Here is a 20,675-nt window from a genome sequence, read left to right on the forward strand (position 1 = left end):
ACCCCTTGCCGTCAAGTTAAGGGGTGCAGGGTTCTCCCTGCCGGGGTGTGGGGTGTCCCCACAAAACTTCTTTTTCTCTTTTTACGCGCCGCCTGCGGCGGCACGAGAGAAGAAAGGAGAGTGTGGGGACACCCCACACCCCGGCAGGAGGGCTCGCCGCCCTCCTGCACCTCCCGCCTAGAGGAGGACCCTGCATCCCGGTTTTGGGAACTTTTTTCAAAAGTTCGGGATATCCCATGACACTCACCCTGCAACGAGGTATAATAAAGGGACACACAAATGTAGTGTTGTCAGACCAATTGCTGCTTGCTTTCCAGGGAATTTTATTGATGAACGAAAAAATCCAGTCTGTGCTCAAATCTCTCCCCCATAAACCCGGTATCTATCTGATGAAGGATGCCGAGGGCACCATTATTTATGTGGGAAAAGCTATCTCTCTCTATAATCGGGTGCGTTCTTATTTTCTGGAATCGACCGATCATAGCCCCAAGAACCGGAGCATGGTGGCTAAAATCGATGATATCGAGTTTCTCGTCGTGCAAAACGAGGTCGAAGCCCTGGTCCTGGAAAGTAACTATATCAAGCAGTATCGGCCCAAATATAATGTTTTGTTACGCGATGATAAGAGCTATCCCTATATCAAGGTCGCCCTGACAGAGGATTTTCCGCGTGTCTACCGGGTACGGAGCTTCCACCACGATGGCAATCGCTACTTCGGGCCCTACACGAACTCGGGGGCCGTCGATGCCACGCTGGATCTTTTAAACAAGTTGTTTGCCTTCCGCACCTGCCGTTATGATGCCAGCGTCTGGGCGCCACCGGCCAAAGGCGAGCCTCCGGCGGGCTGGAAGCAAAAGCTGCTGCCACGCCCCTGCACACAATACTACATCCATCGCTGCACCGCTCCTTGCGTGGCCTATACAACACGCGAGGAATATGGCGCCATCATCAAGCAAGTTATCCTCTTCCTCGAAGGGAAACACGACGAGGTTCTCAAAGATCTGCAGTCGAAGATGGATAAGGCCGCTGAAGAGTTGAACTTTGAGGAGGCAGCTCGCCTGCGCGATCGTATTCAGGCGGTCGAACGAGTGCTGGAGAAGCAGCGCATCATCAACACCGACGCGCAGGATGACCAGGATGTGATCGCGCTGGCAAGCGGCGACGACGAGACCTGCGCCCTGGTCTTCTTTTTCCGCGCTGGCAAACTGGTGGGGCGAGAATACTTCATCCTGCAGGGCACGCGCGACAGTAGTCCTGGCGAGGTAATGGGCTCGTTCATGCAGCAGTTCTATCAGAGCTCTCCCCATGTACCATCCGAGATCATTGTTGAGGTTGAGCCCGACGATCGCCAGGTGGTTCAGAACTGGCTCCGGGAGAGGCGCAAAGGATCAGCCACCAGCGGCAGTTCCGCCGTAACGATTACCGCGCCCAAACGCGGCGATAAAGTACAGCTGGTCAATATGGTAAAGAACAACGCCAAAGAGGTACTGGAACAGCAGCGTATCAAGTGGCTGACGGACAGCCAGAAGACGCAGTTTGCGCTGGAAGAGATCCAGCAGGCCATCAACCTGGAGACACCTCCGCAACGCATTGAGTGCTACGATATCTCCAACACACAGGGGACCAATTCGGTTGGCGCCATGATCGTTTTTGAAGCGGGACGGCCAAAAAGGAAGAGTACCGCCGCTTCAAAATCAAGCAGGTCGAAGGACCCAACGATTACGCCAGCCATCAGGAGGTGCTACGCCGCCGCTTTCGCCGGGCCGCCGGAACCGCCACAACTTCGATCCCCAGCAGTCCAACCGATGATATCAGTGAGCCAATCGGTGAGACCGTTGACGAGATCATCCAGGATGGCAGCAATGGGACGCTCCATCACGACTGGGCCATGCCGGACCTGGTGATTATTGATGGCGGCCGGGGCCAGCTGAACGCGGCCCTACAGGTCATGCGCGAGCTCAAACTGGATATCCCGGTCATTGGCGTAGCCAAAGAAGAGGGCTCTCACACCAAGCTCAACACGGCCGAAGAGATCTACACGCCCGAGTCGCCAGAGCCGATTATCCTGCCACGCAACTCTCAGGGACTCTACCTGCTGCAGCGTATCCGCGATGAAGCCCATCGCTTCGGCCTCACATATCATCAGAAGCTGCGCTCCAACCGTACCTTTAAGTCGGTTCTCGACGAAATTCCAGGTATCGGCCCCAAACGCAAACAGGCGCTGCTCAAACACTTTGGCTCGGTTCGCGCCATCAGCGCCGCCAGCCTCGAAGATCTGACCGCCCTCGACGGTATGACGCGCGACGCCGCCGAAAAGGTGAAAGAGTATATCGGGCGGATGGAATAGATTGTGAGTGCCTCTTGTTCTATAGAACAGAGGCACTCACAATCTATTCCATCCGCCCGGCGCGGCATGTACGTTTCGCGCCTGCGGCGCTCAAATTTATTTAGTAGTGTTTGTGCAAGTTGGGCGCCTCAGAGGCGCCCAACTTGCACAAACACTACTAAATAAATTTGTTGAGGGTGTCAGCGCCCTTAGGATGATCTTTGCAGGAGTGCTAGCACTCGATCGAATTGATTGACAACTCGACTGATTCACTGTAATATTATTGAATAGGACGGCTATAGCGGTCGCCCTCTTTCTTATACAAAATTTATCTCATCAAGACACGCAAGCCACGTGTGCTGGACCAGATGATCGCTGGAAAAGAGATCACTTCCTCCGTCCACCGGCATACGGGTGCGATAAGGCGTGGAATATGCGTATTGTATATAATGCGTATAATGCATTTTTTAAGAGGTGATTGGTATATGCCAACGTACGAGTATCTTTGTCAAACATGTAGCCACCGCTTCGAAACGTGGCAGAAAATGACCGATGAGCCTTTGACCGTTTGCCCGGAGTGCGGTAACCATATTCGCCGCGTCCTCTTCCCCGCTGGCGTTGTCTTTAAGGGTTCAGGCTTCTATAAAACTGATTATAGCCAGACAAAAACGCTGGCCTCTTCCAATGGGGACGCCAAAAAGGCCGAGGGCAATGGCGAGAGCAAGAGCAGCAGCGAGAGCGGTTCTTCTTCTTCAGAGAAAAGTTCCGGCACCTCCGCTTCCAACACGCCAGCCGCCAGCAAATAAGCGCTTATTAAAAAAATGTTCAATAGCCATCTTATGCTGATGGCCATTCTTCATATTTTTGAGTTGGTGCATGGGGTGCACAATGCGCACCCCATGCACCAACTCAAAACGAACTCCTGAGTGCCACAGATACGAAAACTCGTGCGGGCTCAGGTGACGATGGGTGTCAGACACCTGGATAGAGGGAAAAGGATTATGGCAGAATCAGCCCTGGCCGCCATTCAGCGTCAGCAGATCGAGATCGCCGTCGGCGAACTTCTCCTGACATCGGACTTCTATATGCGCCAATCCATCGCCGAGCGCATCCGTCACCTCATCTCACACGCAGACCCGACCCTGGACATCCACAGCTTCAGCGAAGCGGCCCAGGACGAGCTCCGCGACCTCAACCTCCTGCCCGAAAATTAGAGATCCGCTCCACTATTACGATCCGAGGTATGCGATGATCTCCGGGTGTTCGTCCGCTATTTGCTGCATAATCTGTTCCACACCCTGATTGGCGCTATCATCGCATACCTCTAGATGCGTCTCCAGCCATCGCACCAATTCTTCAAATTTCTTCTCCGCCACCATAGACTCGATGGTATAGGCCAGAGACATCTCATCCTGCTTATCCCTATAATGGATCTGGTAACCATTAATAATGAGAAAGGTGCTACCCAGAATAAAAGCTACTCGTTTATTCCCGTCGATAAAAGGATGATTCTGCGCGATGCGCTCGATGAGGGTCGCAGCCAGCTCCACGATACTGGTATCTTGATACAAAGCAATGTTCCGAGGAGCGGCCAGCGCGGAACCCAGGCCATTCATGTCGCGCACAACACCAGCCTCACCAGCGATGTGGTTCGCCTGGATGGCTTCATCAATATCAGGATATCTTTTTTCTTTATCTTTATACATAACAGTTATTTTAGTTCATGTTAGGAGATCAGTCAAAAGGCAAGTATAGGAAAAGATCATATCTAATCATGGCTCTTTACCCAGCATTCGCAATTATTGAGTGGATGAGGCAGCGTCATCCACTCAATAATAAATCTCTGAGCGCCATAGGCGCGTAGAGTCAGGGGCCGAAGGCGCGAATCCTCCCTCATTCAGGCATATGCATAAAGAGGACGATATATTCTACAAAAGGAGGACATAGAACGCATCTTCTCTCCCAAAAGTCATAACATGCATACCCAATTTTCCTATCAGGTAGGTATTCAAGAACAGATGCGCGTCATACGAGTGTATACTGGTATTACACAATCCCTAAGAATGGCTACAATTATGCCGCTTGCAAGGAGACAGAGGTCATGCAGCTTCAAGGCGAAAAAACACAGGAACAGATTATTGAGGAACTACAACAGCAGGTAAATGATTTACGGGCGGAAAACCTCCTCTTGCAAGATCAGCTGGCACATAAAGAACAGTCAACGGCGATGATCGCACATGATCTGCGCGGCCCGCTTTCGCCGATTATGAACTATGCACAGATGATTGCACGTCATGCAGCCCCTTCTAAAGATGGCGCGAAGTTTTCTGCGCAGCAGCTTGGGAAGAAATATGCGGCTATTCAGCGCAATACCGGTATCATTATTGGTCAGGCACAACGTATGAGCCGCATGGTCAATGATCTACTCGATTCTTCTCATCTTGCCTCGGGCAAGTTTTCGTTAATCCGCGAGGACTGCGATATTGTACAACTGGTCAAAGATATAGTAGAACAGTTACGCCCGCTCGCCCCTTATCATACATTTGTCGTTTCGGCGCCTGATACGCCGATCATCGGACATTGGGACGGCGACCGCTTGCAGCAAGCTCTGGGCAATCTGCTGGATAATGCCATCAAATATTCAGATGAGCAAACTACCATTACCGTAACGGTGAGCGCAACCCAGGCAGGTGTGCGGGTCAGCGTCCACAATCAGGGGGCCAGTATCCCCTCGACCGACATCAGTCAGCTCTTCCGTCCCTATGGGCGCCTGGCGGCTACCCGTTCTCGCCATGGTTCTGGCCTGGGTCTATTTATCACGAAATCGATCATTGAGGCCCACCAGGGGACCCTGCAGCTAGAGCCCCACGATGAAGAGGGCAACAGTAGTGAGAAGGGGCGTGGCACGACCTTTAGCTTTGAGCTGCCGCTCAAGCCGTCGTAGTAGGTGCCAGGCTTGCCCTGGCTTATCGCTGAAGCCTGCAGCGTACCAAAGATTGAATAATGGATGGACGCAATGAAGAGCCGCGCTCGGCGCGGCTCTTCATTGCGTCCATCCATTATTCAATGAGAGATTAATGCAGGGTGTCGGGGACGGGCAGGAAGTCGAGCAGGGCTTCGACGGAGTGAACGAGGAGGTCGGCTCCGCGACTCTGATAGAGCTCAATCTCCTGTGGTTTGACGACCATGGCGGCCAGGACCGGTGCTTCGGACTCTGCTCTGTCGATTTTGTAGCGCCTGACGAGGTCGAAATCGTCGGCGGTATCGCCGATGTAGAGGCCACCGCGACCATTTACCTGGTTCAGGGCGTAGCGTAGCGCCATGGGATCGGGCTTGGCATAGAGGTCAGCTGGCACCACTACGTCCCACCAACGCTGGCCACTATAGGCCTCCATGCGTTCGATGGCGCTATCGACCTCGGCACCAACGCGGCCGGTAATCATGCCCAGATTGGCAACACCAGCCTGGCGTAGCCGCGCAAAAAAATCAGGTGCGTAGAGCATCTTTTCATTCTGCGCATATCCCTCGGCCTGCGGCAGGTAGCGCGCGTCTCGTCCAAAGCGGCGCCGCAATTCGCGGGCCCCCCAGTAGCACTCATTGAATACATCCACTACCACATCATAATCGGTCAGTGCCGTGGAGGGGAACACAGCCTCAACCCAGGCGCGGCCGCTCTGACCACTTACGGCGGCTTCATGGGCCAATATTCCCCACTCCTGCGTACTGCGCGCGGCCAGTTCGCTATCGCGCCACTCGCGTAGCCGTGCCGTGGCCAGTGCCGACAGCAGATAACACATATCCCAATCACTGTTAAAGCCACCAGCCTGCTTGAAGATACTGATATCCTCTTGCGTCACTGGCGTCTGGTGCTCATTGGAGTCCCATTGCAAACCATTTAAGGTCCCAACAATATATGTAGTGACCGCGATGTTCGCGGCACGAAACGAGTTCACGGTCTCAATCAGCACACCATCCACATCGAACAACAATGTATCAAACGGCTGGGGTACCAGCAGGTCCGGTCTTTTCCAGATCACCGGGGTCGTCATGATCGTTCAGGCCCTTTCAACAAAGATGGCACCGCTCAAGCAGTGCCATGTATATGACAATCTCTACTGTTTCTTTATTGTATAACAGATAGATTAAGAGAATGTGTATTGTAATTAGAGTACGCGACTCAAGAAGTTTCGGGTACGCTCGTTCCGGCATTCGCCAAAGATCTGCTCTGGCGGACCCTGCTCAACGATCTGGGCCTGGTCCATGAAGACGACGTGATCGGCGACGTCGCGGGCAAAGCCCATCTCGTGGGTGACCACAACCATCGTCATGCCCTCTTCAGCCAGCTGGCGCATTACTTTGAGCACCTCGCCCACCAGCTCGGGATCCAGCGCGGACGTAGCTTCGTCGAATAGCATCAGCTTGGGATTCATAGCCAGGGCACGCGCGATGGCGACGCGCTGCTGCTGTCCACCCGAGAGCCGATGAGGATAAGAATCTTCTTTGTTGGCAAGCCCTACTTTGTCCAGTAGCATGCGTGCGCGCTCGATCACCTCGCCTTTGGGCTGACGTAATACATAGATGGGAGCCTCAATAATATTCTCCAGCGCCGTCTTGTGCGCAAAGAGATTGAAGCGCTGGAACACGAAACCGATCTGCGAACGCATACGCGCGATATTGGCCTCGCTATCCTCAACCAGGCGCCCTTTCTCCTCGCGGTAGCCTACCAGTTGTCCGTCGATATAGATGCGCCCATCATCGATCCTCTCCAGGTGATTGAGGCAGCGCAGCAGCGTCGTTTTTCCAGAACCGCTCGGACCAATCACCACCACCGCCTGGCCGCGTCCGACAGAGAAATCCACGCCGTTCAATACCACATTGGAGCCGAAGCGCTTCACCAGTTTCTCTGTACGCACCATCTCGCTGGTCTGATTCGTCTGAGGGCCGTTAATCGTTGTTTCTATGGTCATTTTTACTCCTCCTCAACCCTACCTGGCAGTCTGCGTACCAAAGCCAGTCAGGCGTTTCAGCGTACTCTTCTCCTGCGCGACCGCGACCGCAACGTTGCCCCGATCGGGGTCGAAGCGATTCTCGATCCAGCGCTGGATGAACTCCCAGATAGTCGTCAGGATGAGGTAATAGATGGTGGCGACAATCAGCAGTTCAAAGGTAATAAAGGTCTGGGAGCCATAAATCTGCGCGGTACCCGTCAGTTCCATCACACCAATAACCGAGGCAATAGAGGTGGTTTTGAGCATATTGTTGAATTCATTTCCCAGGGGAGGAATAATGACGCGCATAGCCTGCGGGACAATAATGCGACGCATCGCCAGACCATAACGCATGCCCAGCGCCTTGGCCGCCTCCATCTGACCCGTATCAACCGAACCCAGGGCGGCACGAATGATCTCAGACATATAGGCGCCTTCATTCAGCGAGAAGGACACCAGGACACAGGCATAGGCAGGAAGGAGCGCCTGTGGAAAAACCTTTGGCAGACCAGCCCACAATAACAACACCTGAACCAGCAGAGGACTGCCGCGAAAGAACCAGATATAGGCACGAGCCGGCCACACCAGAAATGGATATTTCGATGTACGCATAATCGCTAAAAAGAAACCCAGGATAATGCCTATCGCCTGCGCAACGACTGAGATCCACAATGTGATCCAGGCGGCCTGCAAGAAATAGAGGTTGGGATCCTGAAATAGATAGTACCAGACCTGGTCCCAACGAAACATGGCGATCCTCCTAAAAAACTACGTGCTCCTCGCCTCTAGAAATAAATTGTCATTGAGGCGAGGAGCGGGGGGATAAAAGGCTTAAACGTGACGGTAATGCCGTCTACTCTCAGGCTACAGCTTCCTGTGGTTTGGTATAGGAAACCTTTTGCTGATCGGAAAAGCCCCAGGTTTTGAAAAGGTTATTGTACGTGCCATCGGACTTGACGGCATCAAACGACTTCTGCATGGCGGTCAACATCGAGCTATCACCCTTGCGAACGACAATCCCATACGGGGCTGCATTCACCACCGAACCGCCCACCTCAAACTGTCCCGGATTAATTTTATTGTAGTAGTCCGTAACAGGCGAATCCTGATATGTGGCATCGACTCGTCCGTTTGAGAGCAATTGTACCACATCTGTTTGTGACTGCAACACGGTCTGCTTGATGGCGGGCTTGCCAGCCTTCTGACAATCCTTGGTAGCGGCATCCAGGTCGTCTTTTTCAACGGTCCCGGTCTGCACACCAATATTGAGACCACACAGATCGGCTACTGTTTTCAAATGCTTTGGGTTCCCTTTGGCAACCAGCAGGGACTCGCCGGCATTGAAGTACGGTACGAAGTCGAAGCTCTGTTTGCGCTTATCATTGATGGTAACGGAGGAGATCACCACGTCGAAGCGCTTGTTTCTCAAATCATCAAAAATCGTATCGAAGCTGGTCTTCTGAATGACGACCTTTAAACCCATGCGCTGCCCCATGGCTTTGATCAGGTCGAGGTCAAAACCAACATAGGTATTGGTTTTAGTATCAACAAACTCCATCGGTGTATAGGTAGTATCGCTACCAACCAGCAAGGTGCCCGACGTCTTGAGATCCGTTGGCGCGGTGACGTTGGGCTTGGCGGGAGGAGTAGGATTGCTCGCGGGTCCGGGGGTGCTGCCGCTACCGGCAGAGTTGCCGCAGGCGGTCAGCAGAAGCGACAAAAGGGATGCCAATAAAAGCCCTGCCCACGGTAGGCGCCGGGCATAAGTACGGGTGGGAGATAGCATAGAATGGGAACCTCCATTTACAAAAGTAGTGCGAATAAATATGGTTCGCGTGTATGTCAATGACGATGAAGATAAGGTAGTTTCAACCACTCAACTATGGCTCTCGTAGCAACGATGCGATCCGAGAAAGCGCGAGAACACTCTCCGTTCAATCCGAGACACGTAGCCCTGGGATGACTAATCCATATTATGTAATCTACGTTCAACTATAACCAGTATCTCACAAGAAGTCACGCCCCTATCCAAATTGATATAGACAACGACCCTGCCCGTTTTTAGCAAACAGACAGGGCCGGCCGAGGGATCATACAACCATCTCAATGACTAGATCTTATCAGCATCGGAGAAGCCATACTTCTGAAAGAGCGCGTTATACGTGCCGTCAGCTTTAACGGCCTGGAATGCCTTCTGGACCGCATTAAGCATCTCGCTGTCGCCTTTGCGAATCACCAGACCACTGGGACCCGCGTTGATAGTAGGGCCGACCAGTTGGAATTGTCCAGGATTGATCTTGTTATAGTAAGCGGCTGATAGCGAACCCAGATAGATCACATCGGCACGATGGTTGGACAGTAGTTGGATGACATCAGTCGCGGACTTTAATACCACATTCTTGATTTCTGGCTTACCAGCGGCTTTACACGCAGCATTGCGTTTCCCCACATCTTCCAACTGTATAGTTCCAGACTCCGTACCCACGGTTAAGCCACAGAGCCCATCGACCCCCTTGACACCTTTAGGGTTGCCATTGGCGACCAGCAAGGAAGAACCCGCCTGCAGATAGGGCACAAAATCGTATTTAACTTTGCGCTTAGCACTGACATAAACGCTGGCATTGACAATATCAAAGCGTTTATTGTCCAGATCATTAAAGATCGTATCAAAGCCGGTCTTCTGGATATTGAGCTTCAGGCCCATATGACTGGCCAGAGCACTGCTGAGATCAATGTCGAAGCCCGCATAACTATTCGTCTTCTGATCGATGTATTCCATCGGAAAATAAGTGGGATCGGTACCAACCGTAAACGTCCCGGGGCTAAGCAGATCCTTTGGCGCGGCTACGTTGGCCTTCGCAGAAGAAGTGGGAGCGGAAGGCGAGGTAGTGGTTCCGCCTCCACCTCCGCCGCAAGCCGACAGCAAGAGCGAAAGTATGCTTAAACCAAGCAGCAAAACAAAAGAGAAACGTTGCTTAAATAAAGATGCAGATCGCATTATATAAACAAATACCTTTCAAGCTATTAAAGGAAAAATGGACGGTTTTTGTGTGAATGCAACAGGAGGCATTCGCGCTCCTGTTGCATTCACACAAAAACCACTATACCATTAAAGAGATGCGAAAATAAAGCTCAAGAAGACGGCTGTGTTTCACCCAGCAGGATTTCTGGAAATGCATGTTGCTCATCCAGGATGTGGATCATATTCCAGCCTTCCTGGGGCACAGCGCGCAACGCCTGCTGCAGCAACGAGAGATGATATTTGATGACCTGCTCCCCCACGATACGGCCACGCGCCTGGTGCTGATCATACTTCAGGCAGGTTTCGAGCGAGATATTAAAGAGGAACAGGCAGGTTGTATAGTGATGACGCAGCGCGAGATCAAGTAAACGCTGGCGTGCCTCCACTTGCAGGGCGGTGCTATCCACAATTGTCAACCTTCCCTGAATCATTCTTTTATGGATGATGTAATGAAAAAGATCAAATGTATCTCTATTGACCTGTTGATTGGTCTCGTCGTCACAAATAAGGGCCCGACAATAATCGGATGAAACGATTGAGGTCATACGGCATCCCTGCTGCTGATGCCGGGCCACAAATGTGCGAGCGAACGTGCTCTTGCCCGCTCCCGCCGGACCACACAGCACGATCAAGGTTCGCTCAGGCAGGTGAATCCGCTGCACCTGCTGCTCAGAATTATTTTCCATGCGAGATATACTCCTTTAGCTATCTGCTCCACATGCTAATAGGTATATTAACCTTAACGCTCGGTACATAAAAGCCACGAGCACAGTCTATCATCATACCTAAATAATATAACCTGAACAATTCATAAGAATCTCTCCTTCTGGTTCAGAATACACCAAAAATAACTCAGATTGTATCTTTATATCCCTGTGTTTTTCTACATATATCAAGCTCCGGTTTATAATAAAGATAGTGGATGGGTCTTGATGGATAGATGGAGGTGAGGCGATGCGTTTCTGGTCGGACATGTTTTATCGGCATTATCGATTCGTGCTCTACGTGCTTCTGGGTGGCGCCTGCGGTATTTTGATGATCCATATAATCCTGCTACCACCAACCGGGTACTCATGGACGGGCGATGCGCGCCAGCAGTATGATCAATTCTGGCTCCAGCAGAGCGGACAGGATTTTCAGCAGTGGCAGATGAATGGTGTGATGGTGCAAAGCGGGCTGATCCATGCCAGTGTACAGATGCAGATGACGCAGGCAGCCATCTGCACCAGCGACGATATCGATGGCGGCTTCGCCAGCTTCAATGGTCAGGCAGGATTGTGCCAGGGACGAGATCCCTACCAGGCGCGTTCATATGAACAGGGACTGAACTACTATAACGCGGCCTCTTTCTACTTTGGGACCCTGACGTCGCCCATTCAGGTATCCAGGCGGCCGGTGACCACACTGATCGCTTCGTGGAACGCGACGACCCTGAAAGGGACCTGGATCGAAACACATGTGCGCGTTCTGGAAGGCCGATCCTGGACACACTGGTACCGTCTTCCGATCTGGGCCAGCCATACTGAGGCGATTACGCGTCATAGCATCAATGGTCAGAGCGATGGCTGGGGCAAGGTCGATACCGACACATTCTTCACCAACAAACAACCCGCCAGCGCTTACCAGGTAAAGGTGGTCCTCTTCAGCACCAGCGCAACGGTGAGCCCACAACTGCGGCGCTTCGGCGTGGTCGCCTCTTACGACGCCAGCACAACCCCTCTCATTCAATCCGATCCAACCAGCCGGGGCATCAACCTGGCGGTGCCACAGCGCTCACAGATGCTGGCGGCCTATACAACGCAGAGCTTCGGGGGTGGCGGCGAGGCCTGGTGCAGTCCCACCTCAACCAGCATGGTCATGGCCTACTGGGCCAACCAGTTAAGAAGACCCGATCTGACGCATACGGTAGCGGAAGTGGCCAGAGATACCTATGACTATACATACAGGGGGACCGGCAACTGGCCCTTCAACGTCGCCTATGCTGGAAACGCTGGCCTGACCGCCTTCGTGACCCGCATGTACTCGTTGAGCCAGGTCGAACAGTGGATTAAAGTAGGTGTCCCCATTATCATCAGTATCGCCTATCAACCCGGCGAACTGGCCCACTCCCCCATTCCCAGTTCCAGTGGCCACATCATCGTGATACGCGGCTTCACCCACCAGGGAGACGTGATTACCAACGATCCGGCCGCCGCCTCAAACGCGGCCGTCCAGATCATCTACCCACGGGCCAACCTCCAGACCATCTGGCTCAAAGCATCGCATGGGACCGCCTACGTCATCTATCCCCAATCCTGGCCGGTCCCAACCACGCAGCGCATCACCTCCTGGTAAACCAGAGCAGCATACGATCGTCTCCCCCTGATGGAACGACAACGCGTCGATGAGCCATCCCGGATTTTTGAAAAATCCGAAAAGCGGGAGGTGCAGGAGGGCGGCGAGCCCTCCTGCCGGGGTGTGGGCGAGCATGCTCCCAGCATGCTCAAGTCCCCCCTTCTCCTCTCGCGCCGCCTGCGGCGGCGCGAGAGGAGAAGGGGGGACCCTGCACCCCAGTTTTGGGAACTTTTTTAAAAGTTCAGGATGACTCATAGACACCTCAACAACTGCAAAACACGTGGAAGCGATTCATTACAGTAGACATTTCGGTACAGAAATTGATATACTACCGTGTGTGTGAAGCTCAGAGGTTTGCCCTCAAACAGCACCCTTTTCCCGCATTTGCGCATGCCCGGTCAGGGGTGTTCACACAACGCGAGAAGCCAGCTTAGGCCATTACGATAGATACCATTCATGGAATGCTGCAGGTAAACACATTCCACCCATCATAGAACACCGATTTTACCGAGGAGGATGTTGTGTCCGTTGAAACGACCTTAACAGGAACCGAAATACGTGCGCGTTTCCTGGATTTCTATGCCAGTAAAGGCCACGTAAAAATGCCTAGTTCATCTCTCGTGCCGCATAATGACCCCACAGTATTGTTGACCACCGCTGGTATGCAGCAGATGATCCCTTACTTCCTGGGCCGTGAGACTCCTCCTGCGGTACGCATGACCTCGGCGCAAAAATGCTTTCGCACGACCGATATCGATAAAGTTGGTAACCAGCGTACGCTGACATTTTTTGAGATGCTGGGAAACTTTTCGGTCGGCGATTATTTTAAGCGCGAGGCGATCGCTTATGCCTGGGAATTTTTGACCAAAGTTCTCAATCTGCCAGCCGATCGGCTGCACCCAACGGTCCACCCCGAGGATGACGAGGCGCCACGCTACTGGCATGAGATCGCCGGTTACGCCGATGAAGCTATCGTGCGCCTGGATGAGAACTGGTGGGGACCTCCCGGAGCCTCGGGTCCCTGTGGTCCCGATTCTGAGATCTATTATGATCGGGGCGTCGAATATGGCTGTGGCGCCGCCGACTGTAAACCCGGCTGCGAATGCGAACGCTTCCTGGAGATCTGGAACCTGGTGTTCATGCAGTTCTACCAGGACCTGGATGGCACGCGTACGCCACTGCCACGCCGCAACATCGATACTGGCATGGGCCTGGAGCGCCTAACCATGGTACTGCAGGGCAAGGAATCGGTCTTCGATACCGATCTCCTGCGTACCATCATCGATCGCTTTGCCCTGATTACCAATACTCCTTATGGACAGAGCGCGAAGAGCGATACGTCCCTGCGCGTAATCGCCGATCATGGTCGCGCCCTGGTCTTCCTGGCCGCCGACGGCGTGCTGCCCAGTAACGAGGGGCGTGGCTATATCTTCCGCCGTATCCTGCGCCGCGCCGTGCGCCATGGTAAGCTGCTCGGCCTGGACAAACCCTTCCTGGCAGAGGCGGCCAACACCGTCATCGACCTGCTGGGTGATCATTATACCGAGCTCAAAACCCAGCGTGAACGCATCGTCGAGGTGCTCAGCCTGGAAGAGAAAAAGTTCAGCCAGACGCTCAACACGGGTCTCAACCTGCTCAATGAACTGCTGGCGGACCTGAGGCAACAGGACAAAAAAGTTATCCCGGGCGAAGAGGTGTTCCGCCTCTATGATACCCATGGCTTCCCCGTCGAACTGACACAGGAGATAGCGGCCGAACAGGGCTTCAGCGTCGACGTCTCTGGATTCGAGCAATCAATGCAGCGTCAGCAGGAGCGCAGCCGCGCCGGCGCGAGCAGTACCTTCACCCAGGCCCAGGATGACCGGGCGCTGACCGAGATCCTGAAACGCCTGGGGACCACAAAGTTCCTCGGCTATACCGGCCTGGTCAGCAGCAGCAAGGTCGCGGCCCTGGTCGTGAATGGCGAAGAGGTGACCGATATCAGCGCGCCCCAGCAAGCCCTGGTCATTCTGGATCAGACCCCGTTCTATGCCGAGAGCGGCGGCCAGATCGGCGATCATGGAGACCTCACGGGCCCGATGGGCAACTTCCAGGTACAGGACACGCGCCGTCCCCTCAAGGGATTGATTGTCCACTATGGCCAGTTGAACGAGGGACATCTGCGCGTCGGCGACAGCGTCCAGGCCGATGTAATCGAACGACGGCGCGAGGACACCATGCGCAACCACAGCGCCACCCACCTGCTCCACAAGGCCCTGCGCGATCTGCTGGGCACGCAGGTGCAGCAGCGCGGCTCACTGGTTGAGCCCGAGCGCCTGCGCTTCGACTTCACCAGTCCACGTCCACTCACCAGCGCGGACCTGCTGCATATCGACAGTCAGATCAACGCATGGATTCGCGCCAACTATCCGGTACAGACCAGGATCATGCCGATCCAGGACGCTATGCAGACCGGCGCGATGGCCCTCTTCGGTGAGAAATACGACGACATGGTACGTGTGGTCTCGATGGGTAACAGTATCGAGCTCTGCGGTGGCACCCATTGCGCCACCACCGGGCAGATCGGCATCTATGTCACAATCCAGGAGACGAGCATCGCCGCCGGCATTCGCCGTATCGAGGCCCTGACCGGGCGCGCGGCCGAAAACTATCTGCGCCAGAAACGCGAGACAGTCGACAGGATCGCCGCCCTCCTGCAGGTACAATCTGAACAGGTTGAGACCCGCATTGAACAGTTGCAACAGGACCTGGCCAGCGCGCGCCGCCAGATCACCCAGTACCAGCGTAACGAGGCTCAGGCACAGTCACAGAACCTGGTTCAGCAGGCCCAGGATATCGCAGGCATCCCCGTTGTCGCCGCCAGCGTCAGCGCTCCCGATGCGAAGGTGTTGCGCGATATGGGCGAAACCATACTCAGCAAGCTGGGGCAGCCGGGCGTCGTCGTTCTGGCCAGCGACCTGGGCGAGCGCATCGCCCTGCAGGTCAATATCCACCAGACATTGACCAAACGCGGGTTGCACGCGGGCAAGCTCGCCGGCACCGTTGGAGAGCGCCTGGGTGGCAAAGGAGGCGGCCGGCCGGACTCGGCCCAGGGTGGTGGTAAGGACAAAACGGCTATTCAGCCTGCGCTGGAACTTGCCAAAGCCTTCGTGCGTGATAATCTCAAGTAGGCTTGCTGCTACCTGGGAGGCGATGCTCTCCATCGCCTCCCCTCTCGCTGTTGGCGCATACAGGCTTTTTAGGCAAAGACATAGAGATATTTCTACTTAAGGGGTGCAGAGCGAGCATGCTGGGAGCATACTCAATCTCCCTGCGGGGGGTGTGGGGACATCCCCATACGCGTTAACTTAAGGGGTGCAGGGTTCTCCCTGCCAGGGTGTGGGCGAGCATGCTGGGAGCATGCTCAGTCCCCACAAAACTTCTTTTTCTCTTTTGACGCGCCGCCGCCTACGGCGGCGCGAGAGGAGGAAGGAAAGAGCGGGGACTTGAGCATGCTCCCAGCATGCTCGCCCGCACCCCGGCAGGAGGGGCTAACCGCCCTCCTGCACCTCCCGCTTTGAGGCGAGGCAGAACGCAGGGCCTCCCAGAACGGGAGGATACGTTATAAAAAAGGAACAGCCTGGCTGGTGTAATTATCAATTTTGCCAATAAAGCAATTTTTGTGCTATAAAGTAAACGAATGCCTTAGATAGCCCAACACACGGGAAAGCTGCTCAAGCGGAGTTGGCAGTGAGTGGAGCAATAATTTTGGGATGGACAAATGAAAAATCTCTTGCAACGTCTGCGTGATTTATTTACGGGATCACAGTCAGATGACTATGCTGACCTGGAGCAGGACTATGCATATGAAGACGAATACGATGAGGAAGATCCAGGTGACATAGGTAGCCAGCGTCAGCTCTTCACAGCCCTCGATATCGGGACAGCCTTTGCGAAAGCGATGATCGTTGAGGTACGCGGCGATCATGCGGAAGTATTGGGCGTTGGGCGTCACCCGCAAAGCTATGCGCATATGTCTGATGGTATCGTAACCGACATTCCAGGGGTGATCGCCAACTGTAACGAAGCTCTGCTCAAGGCAGAGCAGGCGGCTGGCGGTGTCATTGCCCCTTCGGCGGTCATTGGCATCGCCGGTGAGCTGGTCAAAGGCAGTTCCACAACGGTCAGCAAACAACGCGCGCAACCCACCAAGCAAATTACCGCCGAAGAATTAGAATCTTTAATTACGGCGGCCCAGGAGCGCCTGTTAAAGATGGCCAAGGAGCGTATCGCCGCCGAAACCGGCTACGGCAACATCGATGTCCGCCTGACCAATGCCGCCGTCATCTCGGTGCGCATCGACGGGCAACTGGTCACAAATCCAATTGGCTTCCGTGGCCGCCATTTTGCCTTAACGCTCTTTAGCGCGTTCGCGCCCTTAACACAGTTAGGGGCCATTGAAACGGTCGCCCAGGGCCTCGACCTGACGCTGGTGACCATCGTGGCCGAGCCCTACGCCCTGGCCCGTTGCTTGAGTAGCAACGCCAGCGCGGATAGTGGGGCCATCTTTATCGATGTTGGCGGTGGTACCACCGACATCGCGCTGGTGCGCCAGGGAGGGATCGAAGAGACGCGCGTCTTCGCCCTGGGTGGTCGTGCCTTCACGCGCCGCATCGCAACCAGCAAGGGTATCCCGATCAAAGAGGCCGAGCGCCTCAAGATCAGCTATAGCAATGGCGAACTTCAGGGCAGTAGCCACGACGAAATACAGGCCATCCTGGCGCCAGAATGCCAGACCTGGATGGACAGCGTCGAACTACTGATTGAAGAGCTTTCAAAGGGCGAGCTACTTCCGCCAGCCATCTACATCGTCGGTGGCGGATCAGCCCTGGTGGACCTGTATCAACGCCTGGAAGCGTTTCCCTGGACCGAGCGATTGCCTTTCTCGCGCCAACCCATTATCCGCGCGGTACAACCCGAAATGGTAGGCAGCATTCTGGATAATAATGAAATGCTGGAAAGCGGGCAGGATATTACGCCAATGGCCCTGGCTTATCAGGCCGTTGAACTGAATAACGATAATAATGTGTTGGAAAGAGCACTGGATCGCGTCATTAACAACATGCATATCTAGACAATTCGCCAGCAGCGGATTCTCTACATGATGCAGCGAGCCCGATGCGTATCCCTCTCTCCCTTCACATCGATAGCACAAAACACATCAGCCCAGAGCACATGCGCTCTGATTGTAATTTCGAGGAAGTAGGCCATTAGGGGGTGAAAGGGCTTATTATGAGTGATGAGCAAACAATCTATATTAGCCCGGAAGACGATCTGACAACTGTACGCGAACGCCTGGAACAACTACAAACCCGAAAAGTCACACTGGTGGTGCCGGCCCAGACACAACTACGCAGTCATGTGGCCTGGAAACTGCTCTATGCACGCGCGCGTGAATTGGGAAAGGATGTCCTGATTGTCAGTTCAGATCCCCAGGTACGTTCGGTCGCCCACGCGGTGAAATTCACAGTCGCCCATTCACTTGAATCGTCGCAGCAGGGGCGCTCGCGGCCTGCTGGCCGACCGGCGCGCAGTGGTACCACCAACCGCGCGCGACCAGCCAACGCCAGCCAGCGTCCCACCGGAGGACGCCCAACACGTAGCACCAACACGTTACGACAACGCCCGGCAGGCGCACGCAATTCATCCAACCTGGCCAACCGCGAGAACGCGCCGCGCGACCAGCAGCAGTCTCTATCACCTCCAATCGACAATCCGGCCACCTTTCAACTGCCACATGAAAGCTATGAAGATGGCTACAATTATGGTGTTCAGCATACAACACCCCCGATCAGACCGCTGGCGCCCGACCAGATTGAGGAGCCAGATCTGCTGCTGGAAGACTATAATCTGTCCCAGAATATCCGCGAGGCAGCGGGTGATGCGCACAGTGAGCCCGGCTTTTCGGCCTCTCCGGCGCCCCCTTCAACCCCGGCTACGCCACAGGCACCTAAAACGCACGCTTCCTATGGCGCATTGGATGAGGAGGATGACGATCCTTTCGTGCTGATGGAAGATAAGCAGCAACAGCCATCGTTCGAGCAACGCGGCGAGGCGGTCATCGAGAGTCCTGATCAGCGTCGCTATGATCACGTGATTCAAGATGTAGCCGATGTGCCCACCAGCATTATTGGAGATCATTTCAATATCGATAATGATGAAGGCGAGATTCCTGAACCTCGGCCGCGTGGCGCCCAGAATCGGGCGCGCCAGGCGTCCAGAAAAGAGGTTGAACCCCGTGAGCAGCCACGGCAGGACGTTGAGCCTGCGCGCTCGCGCCGTCCCTCTGGCAAGATGGTCTCTCCTCCGCCACCCGCCGCATTTAAGGTGTCGTCTGCACCCTCACAACGCCTGCGCGCTGAAGATCTGGATGATGATGATCTGCCGCCGATCCAGGATCGGCCAACACAGATCAAAGAGGGTGATACGTTTACCTACGAGCCACCGTCACGTAGCAGCCATAAAAGTCCGAGCATGATTCCGCTCCCTGAAGAGCGACCAAGAAACTACGGGGCGCGCAGCGGCCAGATGCAGCGGCCAGCGGCTGCAGGACGTCAGGCCACCAGTCTGCGTCCCTCCGGCGTCCTGACGTCCTCGCGCCGGCCGCCAGCGGCACGTCCCTCGCAGGAGTTGCGTCCACGTCAATCGAAGGCGCTAGCCGGGCCACGCCAATCGAAAGTGCTAGCCGAGCCGCGTCAATCGAAGGCGCTGGCCAAACCGCGTCAAAAAAAACGCAGCAATACGCTGATCTGGATCATTACGGCCGCCATTATCTGCCTGCTGCTCGCCCTGTTATTGGGCGCTTACATCTTGCCCACGGCCACCGTTACGATTACCATCGCGGCCCGCAATTATACCCATCCCGTCAGTACCCTGGCCACGCTCACGCCGACAGGTGGAAATATTCCGGCTCACCAGCTATCCCATGAGTTCACCAAAACGGGTCCCGAACCGGTAACCGGCAGCAAACTGGTCGGCACAGCCAAAGCCAAAGGCAATGTCTGCTTCAGCAACACCGGGAACTCCGACGTCATTGTTCCTACGGGCAGCGAGGTATCGACCCCTGGCGCCAACGGTGTGCTGTTCAAAACGACCGCGGAGGTTTCAATACCTAAAAATACCCTCTGCTCCAATGTGCCTTTGCCCGTTCCGGTCGAGGCGGTCAAGCCTGGAGAGAGCGGTAATATCCCTGCCGGCAGCGTCACGCTGATCCCGGACGCCAGCCTGAATAGCATCGCCAGTGCCAACAATACCAGCGTTGCGCAGCTCAAGCTCAGCGTTATCAGCCTCGATGATATCAAAGGTGGCGGCATGGAACCTGTCCCATCTATAGCCGACAAAGATCTGACCAATGCGCGCACTGATCTGCGCAAACAATTGCAGAGCCAGATCGATGCCTGGGTCAAAAGCCTGCCGCAGAACGGCGCGATCGGACCTCTGACTACGACGGATACCCTGGTCAATCCTCCGGCTAAAGATAGTGTTGTCGAGGGCGGCAAGACCTTCCAGGCGCAGATCAGCGTGAAAGCCAGCGTGCTATTCGTCAACAATAGCGATCTGCAGAACGCGGCCAAAGCACAGCTTAGCAGCGCTATGAAGACGGATAAAACGTTCAAGCAGTATGTGATTCTGAACGATGCCCGGCAGCCGGTCAGCATCAGCAAGTTGAAGCAGCAGCCCGCGGGCAAAGACGGTCTGAAGCTGAGTTATGTCGCGACCGCCCCCGTAGGAGGGGCCTTTGATGCCAATGCCCTGCGCCAGCAGATCGCGGGCCAGGGATCCGACGCGGCCAGCCGCTCACTAAAAGCGAATAACAAAGGGATTGAGGATACGCATATCGATATTCAGCCGGGTTTCTTTCCGTATCTTCCTTTCTATGCGAACCATATCGATATTAAAGTTGTGCCAGGCATAATTAAATCCTGATGGTCGCGCACCTGCGGCGCGCGACCGAGAATGGTATGGT

The 20,675-nt window shown here is 54.6% G+C and carries 15 protein-coding genes and 1 pseudogene; 9 read left to right on the plus strand and 7 right to left on the minus strand.

The window, feature by feature from the left end; translation table 11 throughout:
- Positions 1-389: 389 nt before the first annotated feature.
- From uvrC to AABA21_RS21890, 4 genes and pseudogenes are all read left to right on the plus strand, one after another.
- Positions 390-2,071: pseudogene (uvrC, locus tag AABA21_RS21875) on the plus strand (excinuclease ABC subunit UvrC); the annotation flags it as partial.
- A gap of 150 nt (positions 2,072-2,221) precedes the next feature.
- Complete coding sequence (locus AABA21_RS39475) at positions 2,222-2,347, plus strand: hypothetical protein (protein ID WP_420917205.1); 126 nt, start codon at positions 2,222-2,224, stop codon at positions 2,345-2,347.
- Positions 2,348-2,811: 464 nt separating this feature from the next.
- Complete coding sequence (locus AABA21_RS21885; protein WP_338253662.1) at positions 2,812-3,132, plus strand: FmdB family zinc ribbon protein; 321 nt, start codon at positions 2,812-2,814, stop codon at positions 3,130-3,132.
- A gap of 195 nt (positions 3,133-3,327) precedes the next feature.
- Positions 3,328-3,540 carry a hypothetical protein gene (locus tag AABA21_RS21890; protein ID WP_338253663.1) on the plus strand — a complete coding sequence of 71 codons (213 nt, stop codon included), beginning with the start codon at positions 3,328-3,330 and terminating at the stop codon, positions 3,538-3,540.
- A 15-nt stretch (positions 3,541-3,555) separates the two neighbouring features.
- Here the strand turns inward: AABA21_RS21890 and AABA21_RS21895 are convergent, their stop codons facing one another.
- Positions 3,556-4,032 (minus strand): type II toxin-antitoxin system death-on-curing family toxin, encoded by a 477-nt coding sequence (locus AABA21_RS21895; protein WP_338253664.1) that lies wholly within the window; start codon positions 4,030-4,032, stop codon positions 3,556-3,558.
- A gap of 395 nt (positions 4,033-4,427) precedes the next feature.
- Between AABA21_RS21895 and AABA21_RS21900 the strand changes: the two genes are divergently transcribed.
- Positions 4,428-5,270, plus strand: a complete 843-nt coding sequence (locus AABA21_RS21900) for a sensor histidine kinase (protein ID WP_338253666.1) — start codon at positions 4,428-4,430, stop codon at positions 5,268-5,270.
- Between the two features lie 130 nt (positions 5,271-5,400).
- Here the strand turns inward: AABA21_RS21900 and AABA21_RS21905 are convergent, their stop codons facing one another.
- The 6 genes from AABA21_RS21905 to AABA21_RS21930 all read right to left on the minus strand — a co-directional run bounded on the left by AABA21_RS21905 (position 5,401) and on the right by AABA21_RS21930 (position 11,022).
- Positions 5,401-6,375 (minus strand): HAD family hydrolase, encoded by a 975-nt coding sequence (locus tag AABA21_RS21905; protein ID WP_338253668.1) that lies wholly within the window; start codon positions 6,373-6,375, stop codon positions 5,401-5,403.
- Positions 6,376-6,489: 114 nt separating this feature from the next.
- Entirely contained in the window at positions 6,490-7,242 is a 753-nt protein-coding gene (locus tag AABA21_RS21910; protein WP_420917206.1) for an amino acid ABC transporter ATP-binding protein, read from the minus strand.
- 69 nt (positions 7,243-7,311) lie between these two features.
- Complete coding sequence (locus AABA21_RS21915; protein WP_338253671.1) at positions 7,312-8,064, minus strand: amino acid ABC transporter permease; 753 nt, start codon at positions 8,062-8,064, stop codon at positions 7,312-7,314.
- A gap of 109 nt (positions 8,065-8,173) precedes the next feature.
- Positions 8,174-9,100, minus strand: coding sequence for an ABC transporter substrate-binding protein (locus AABA21_RS21920; RefSeq protein WP_338253672.1), 927 nt, complete (start codon positions 9,098-9,100; stop codon positions 8,174-8,176).
- A gap of 324 nt (positions 9,101-9,424) precedes the next feature.
- Complete coding sequence (locus tag AABA21_RS21925) at positions 9,425-10,312, minus strand: ABC transporter substrate-binding protein (protein WP_338253673.1); 888 nt, start codon at positions 10,310-10,312, stop codon at positions 9,425-9,427.
- Between the two features lie 134 nt (positions 10,313-10,446).
- The gene (locus AABA21_RS21930; RefSeq protein WP_338253675.1) at positions 10,447-11,022 is read right to left on the minus strand and encodes an AAA family ATPase; all 576 of its coding nucleotides are present in this window, start codon (positions 11,020-11,022) and stop codon (positions 10,447-10,449) included.
- Positions 11,023-11,290: 268 nt separating this feature from the next.
- On the opposite strand from AABA21_RS21930, the gene AABA21_RS21935 reads away from it, so the two are divergent.
- The 4 genes from AABA21_RS21935 to AABA21_RS21950 all read left to right on the plus strand — a co-directional run bounded on the left by AABA21_RS21935 (position 11,291) and on the right by AABA21_RS21950 (position 20,635).
- Entirely contained in the window at positions 11,291-12,670 is a 1,380-nt protein-coding gene (locus AABA21_RS21935; RefSeq protein ID WP_338253676.1) for a peptidase C39 family protein, read from the plus strand.
- 521 nt (positions 12,671-13,191) lie between these two features.
- Positions 13,192-15,840 (plus strand): alanine--tRNA ligase, encoded by a 2,649-nt coding sequence (alaS, locus tag AABA21_RS21940; protein ID WP_338253678.1) that lies wholly within the window; start codon positions 13,192-13,194, stop codon positions 15,838-15,840.
- Between the two features lie 590 nt (positions 15,841-16,430).
- Positions 16,431-17,783, plus strand: coding sequence for a cell division FtsA domain-containing protein (locus AABA21_RS21945; RefSeq protein ID WP_338253679.1), 1,353 nt, complete (start codon positions 16,431-16,433; stop codon positions 17,781-17,783).
- A 158-nt stretch (positions 17,784-17,941) separates the two neighbouring features.
- The gene (locus AABA21_RS21950; protein WP_338253680.1) at positions 17,942-20,635 is read left to right on the plus strand and encodes a baseplate J/gp47 family protein; all 2,694 of its coding nucleotides are present in this window, start codon (positions 17,942-17,944) and stop codon (positions 20,633-20,635) included.
- Positions 20,636-20,675 lie beyond the last annotated feature (40 nt).

Source organism: Dictyobacter halimunensis (genome assembly GCF_036245075.1).

Bases quoted from the DNA above. Each gene is read 5' to 3' on its own strand.
- AABA21_RS21910 (WP_420917206.1), bottom strand. From the start codon at position 7,242: ATGGTGCGTACAGAGAAACTGGTGAAGCGCTTCGGCTCCAATGTGGTA.
- AABA21_RS21885 (WP_338253662.1), top strand. From the start codon at position 2,812: ATGCCAACGTACGAGTATCTTTGTCAAACATGTAGCCACCGCTTCGAA.
- AABA21_RS21950 (WP_338253680.1), top strand. From the start codon at position 17,942: ATGAGTGATGAGCAAACAATCTATATTAGCCCGGAAGACGATCTGACA.
- AABA21_RS21915 (WP_338253671.1), bottom strand. From the start codon at position 8,064: ATGTTTCGTTGGGACCAGGTCTGGTACTATCTATTTCAGGATCCCAAC.
- AABA21_RS21920 (WP_338253672.1), bottom strand. From the start codon at position 9,100: ATGCTATCTCCCACCCGTACTTATGCCCGGCGCCTACCGTGGGCAGGG.
- AABA21_RS21925 (WP_338253673.1), bottom strand. From the start codon at position 10,312: ATGCGATCTGCATCTTTATTTAAGCAACGTTTCTCTTTTGTTTTGCTG.
- AABA21_RS21900 (WP_338253666.1), top strand. From the start codon at position 4,428: ATGCAGCTTCAAGGCGAAAAAACACAGGAACAGATTATTGAGGAACTA.
- AABA21_RS21945 (WP_338253679.1), top strand. From the start codon at position 16,431: ATGAAAAATCTCTTGCAACGTCTGCGTGATTTATTTACGGGATCACAG.
- AABA21_RS21890 (WP_338253663.1), top strand. From the start codon at position 3,328: ATGGCAGAATCAGCCCTGGCCGCCATTCAGCGTCAGCAGATCGAGATC.
- AABA21_RS21930 (WP_338253675.1), bottom strand. From the start codon at position 11,022: ATGGAAAATAATTCTGAGCAGCAGGTGCAGCGGATTCACCTGCCTGAG.
- AABA21_RS21895 (WP_338253664.1), bottom strand. From the start codon at position 4,032: ATGTATAAAGATAAAGAAAAAAGATATCCTGATATTGATGAAGCCATC.
- AABA21_RS21935 (WP_338253676.1), top strand. From the start codon at position 11,291: ATGCGTTTCTGGTCGGACATGTTTTATCGGCATTATCGATTCGTGCTC.
- AABA21_RS21905 (WP_338253668.1), bottom strand. From the start codon at position 6,375: ATGACGACCCCGGTGATCTGGAAAAGACCGGACCTGCTGGTACCCCAG.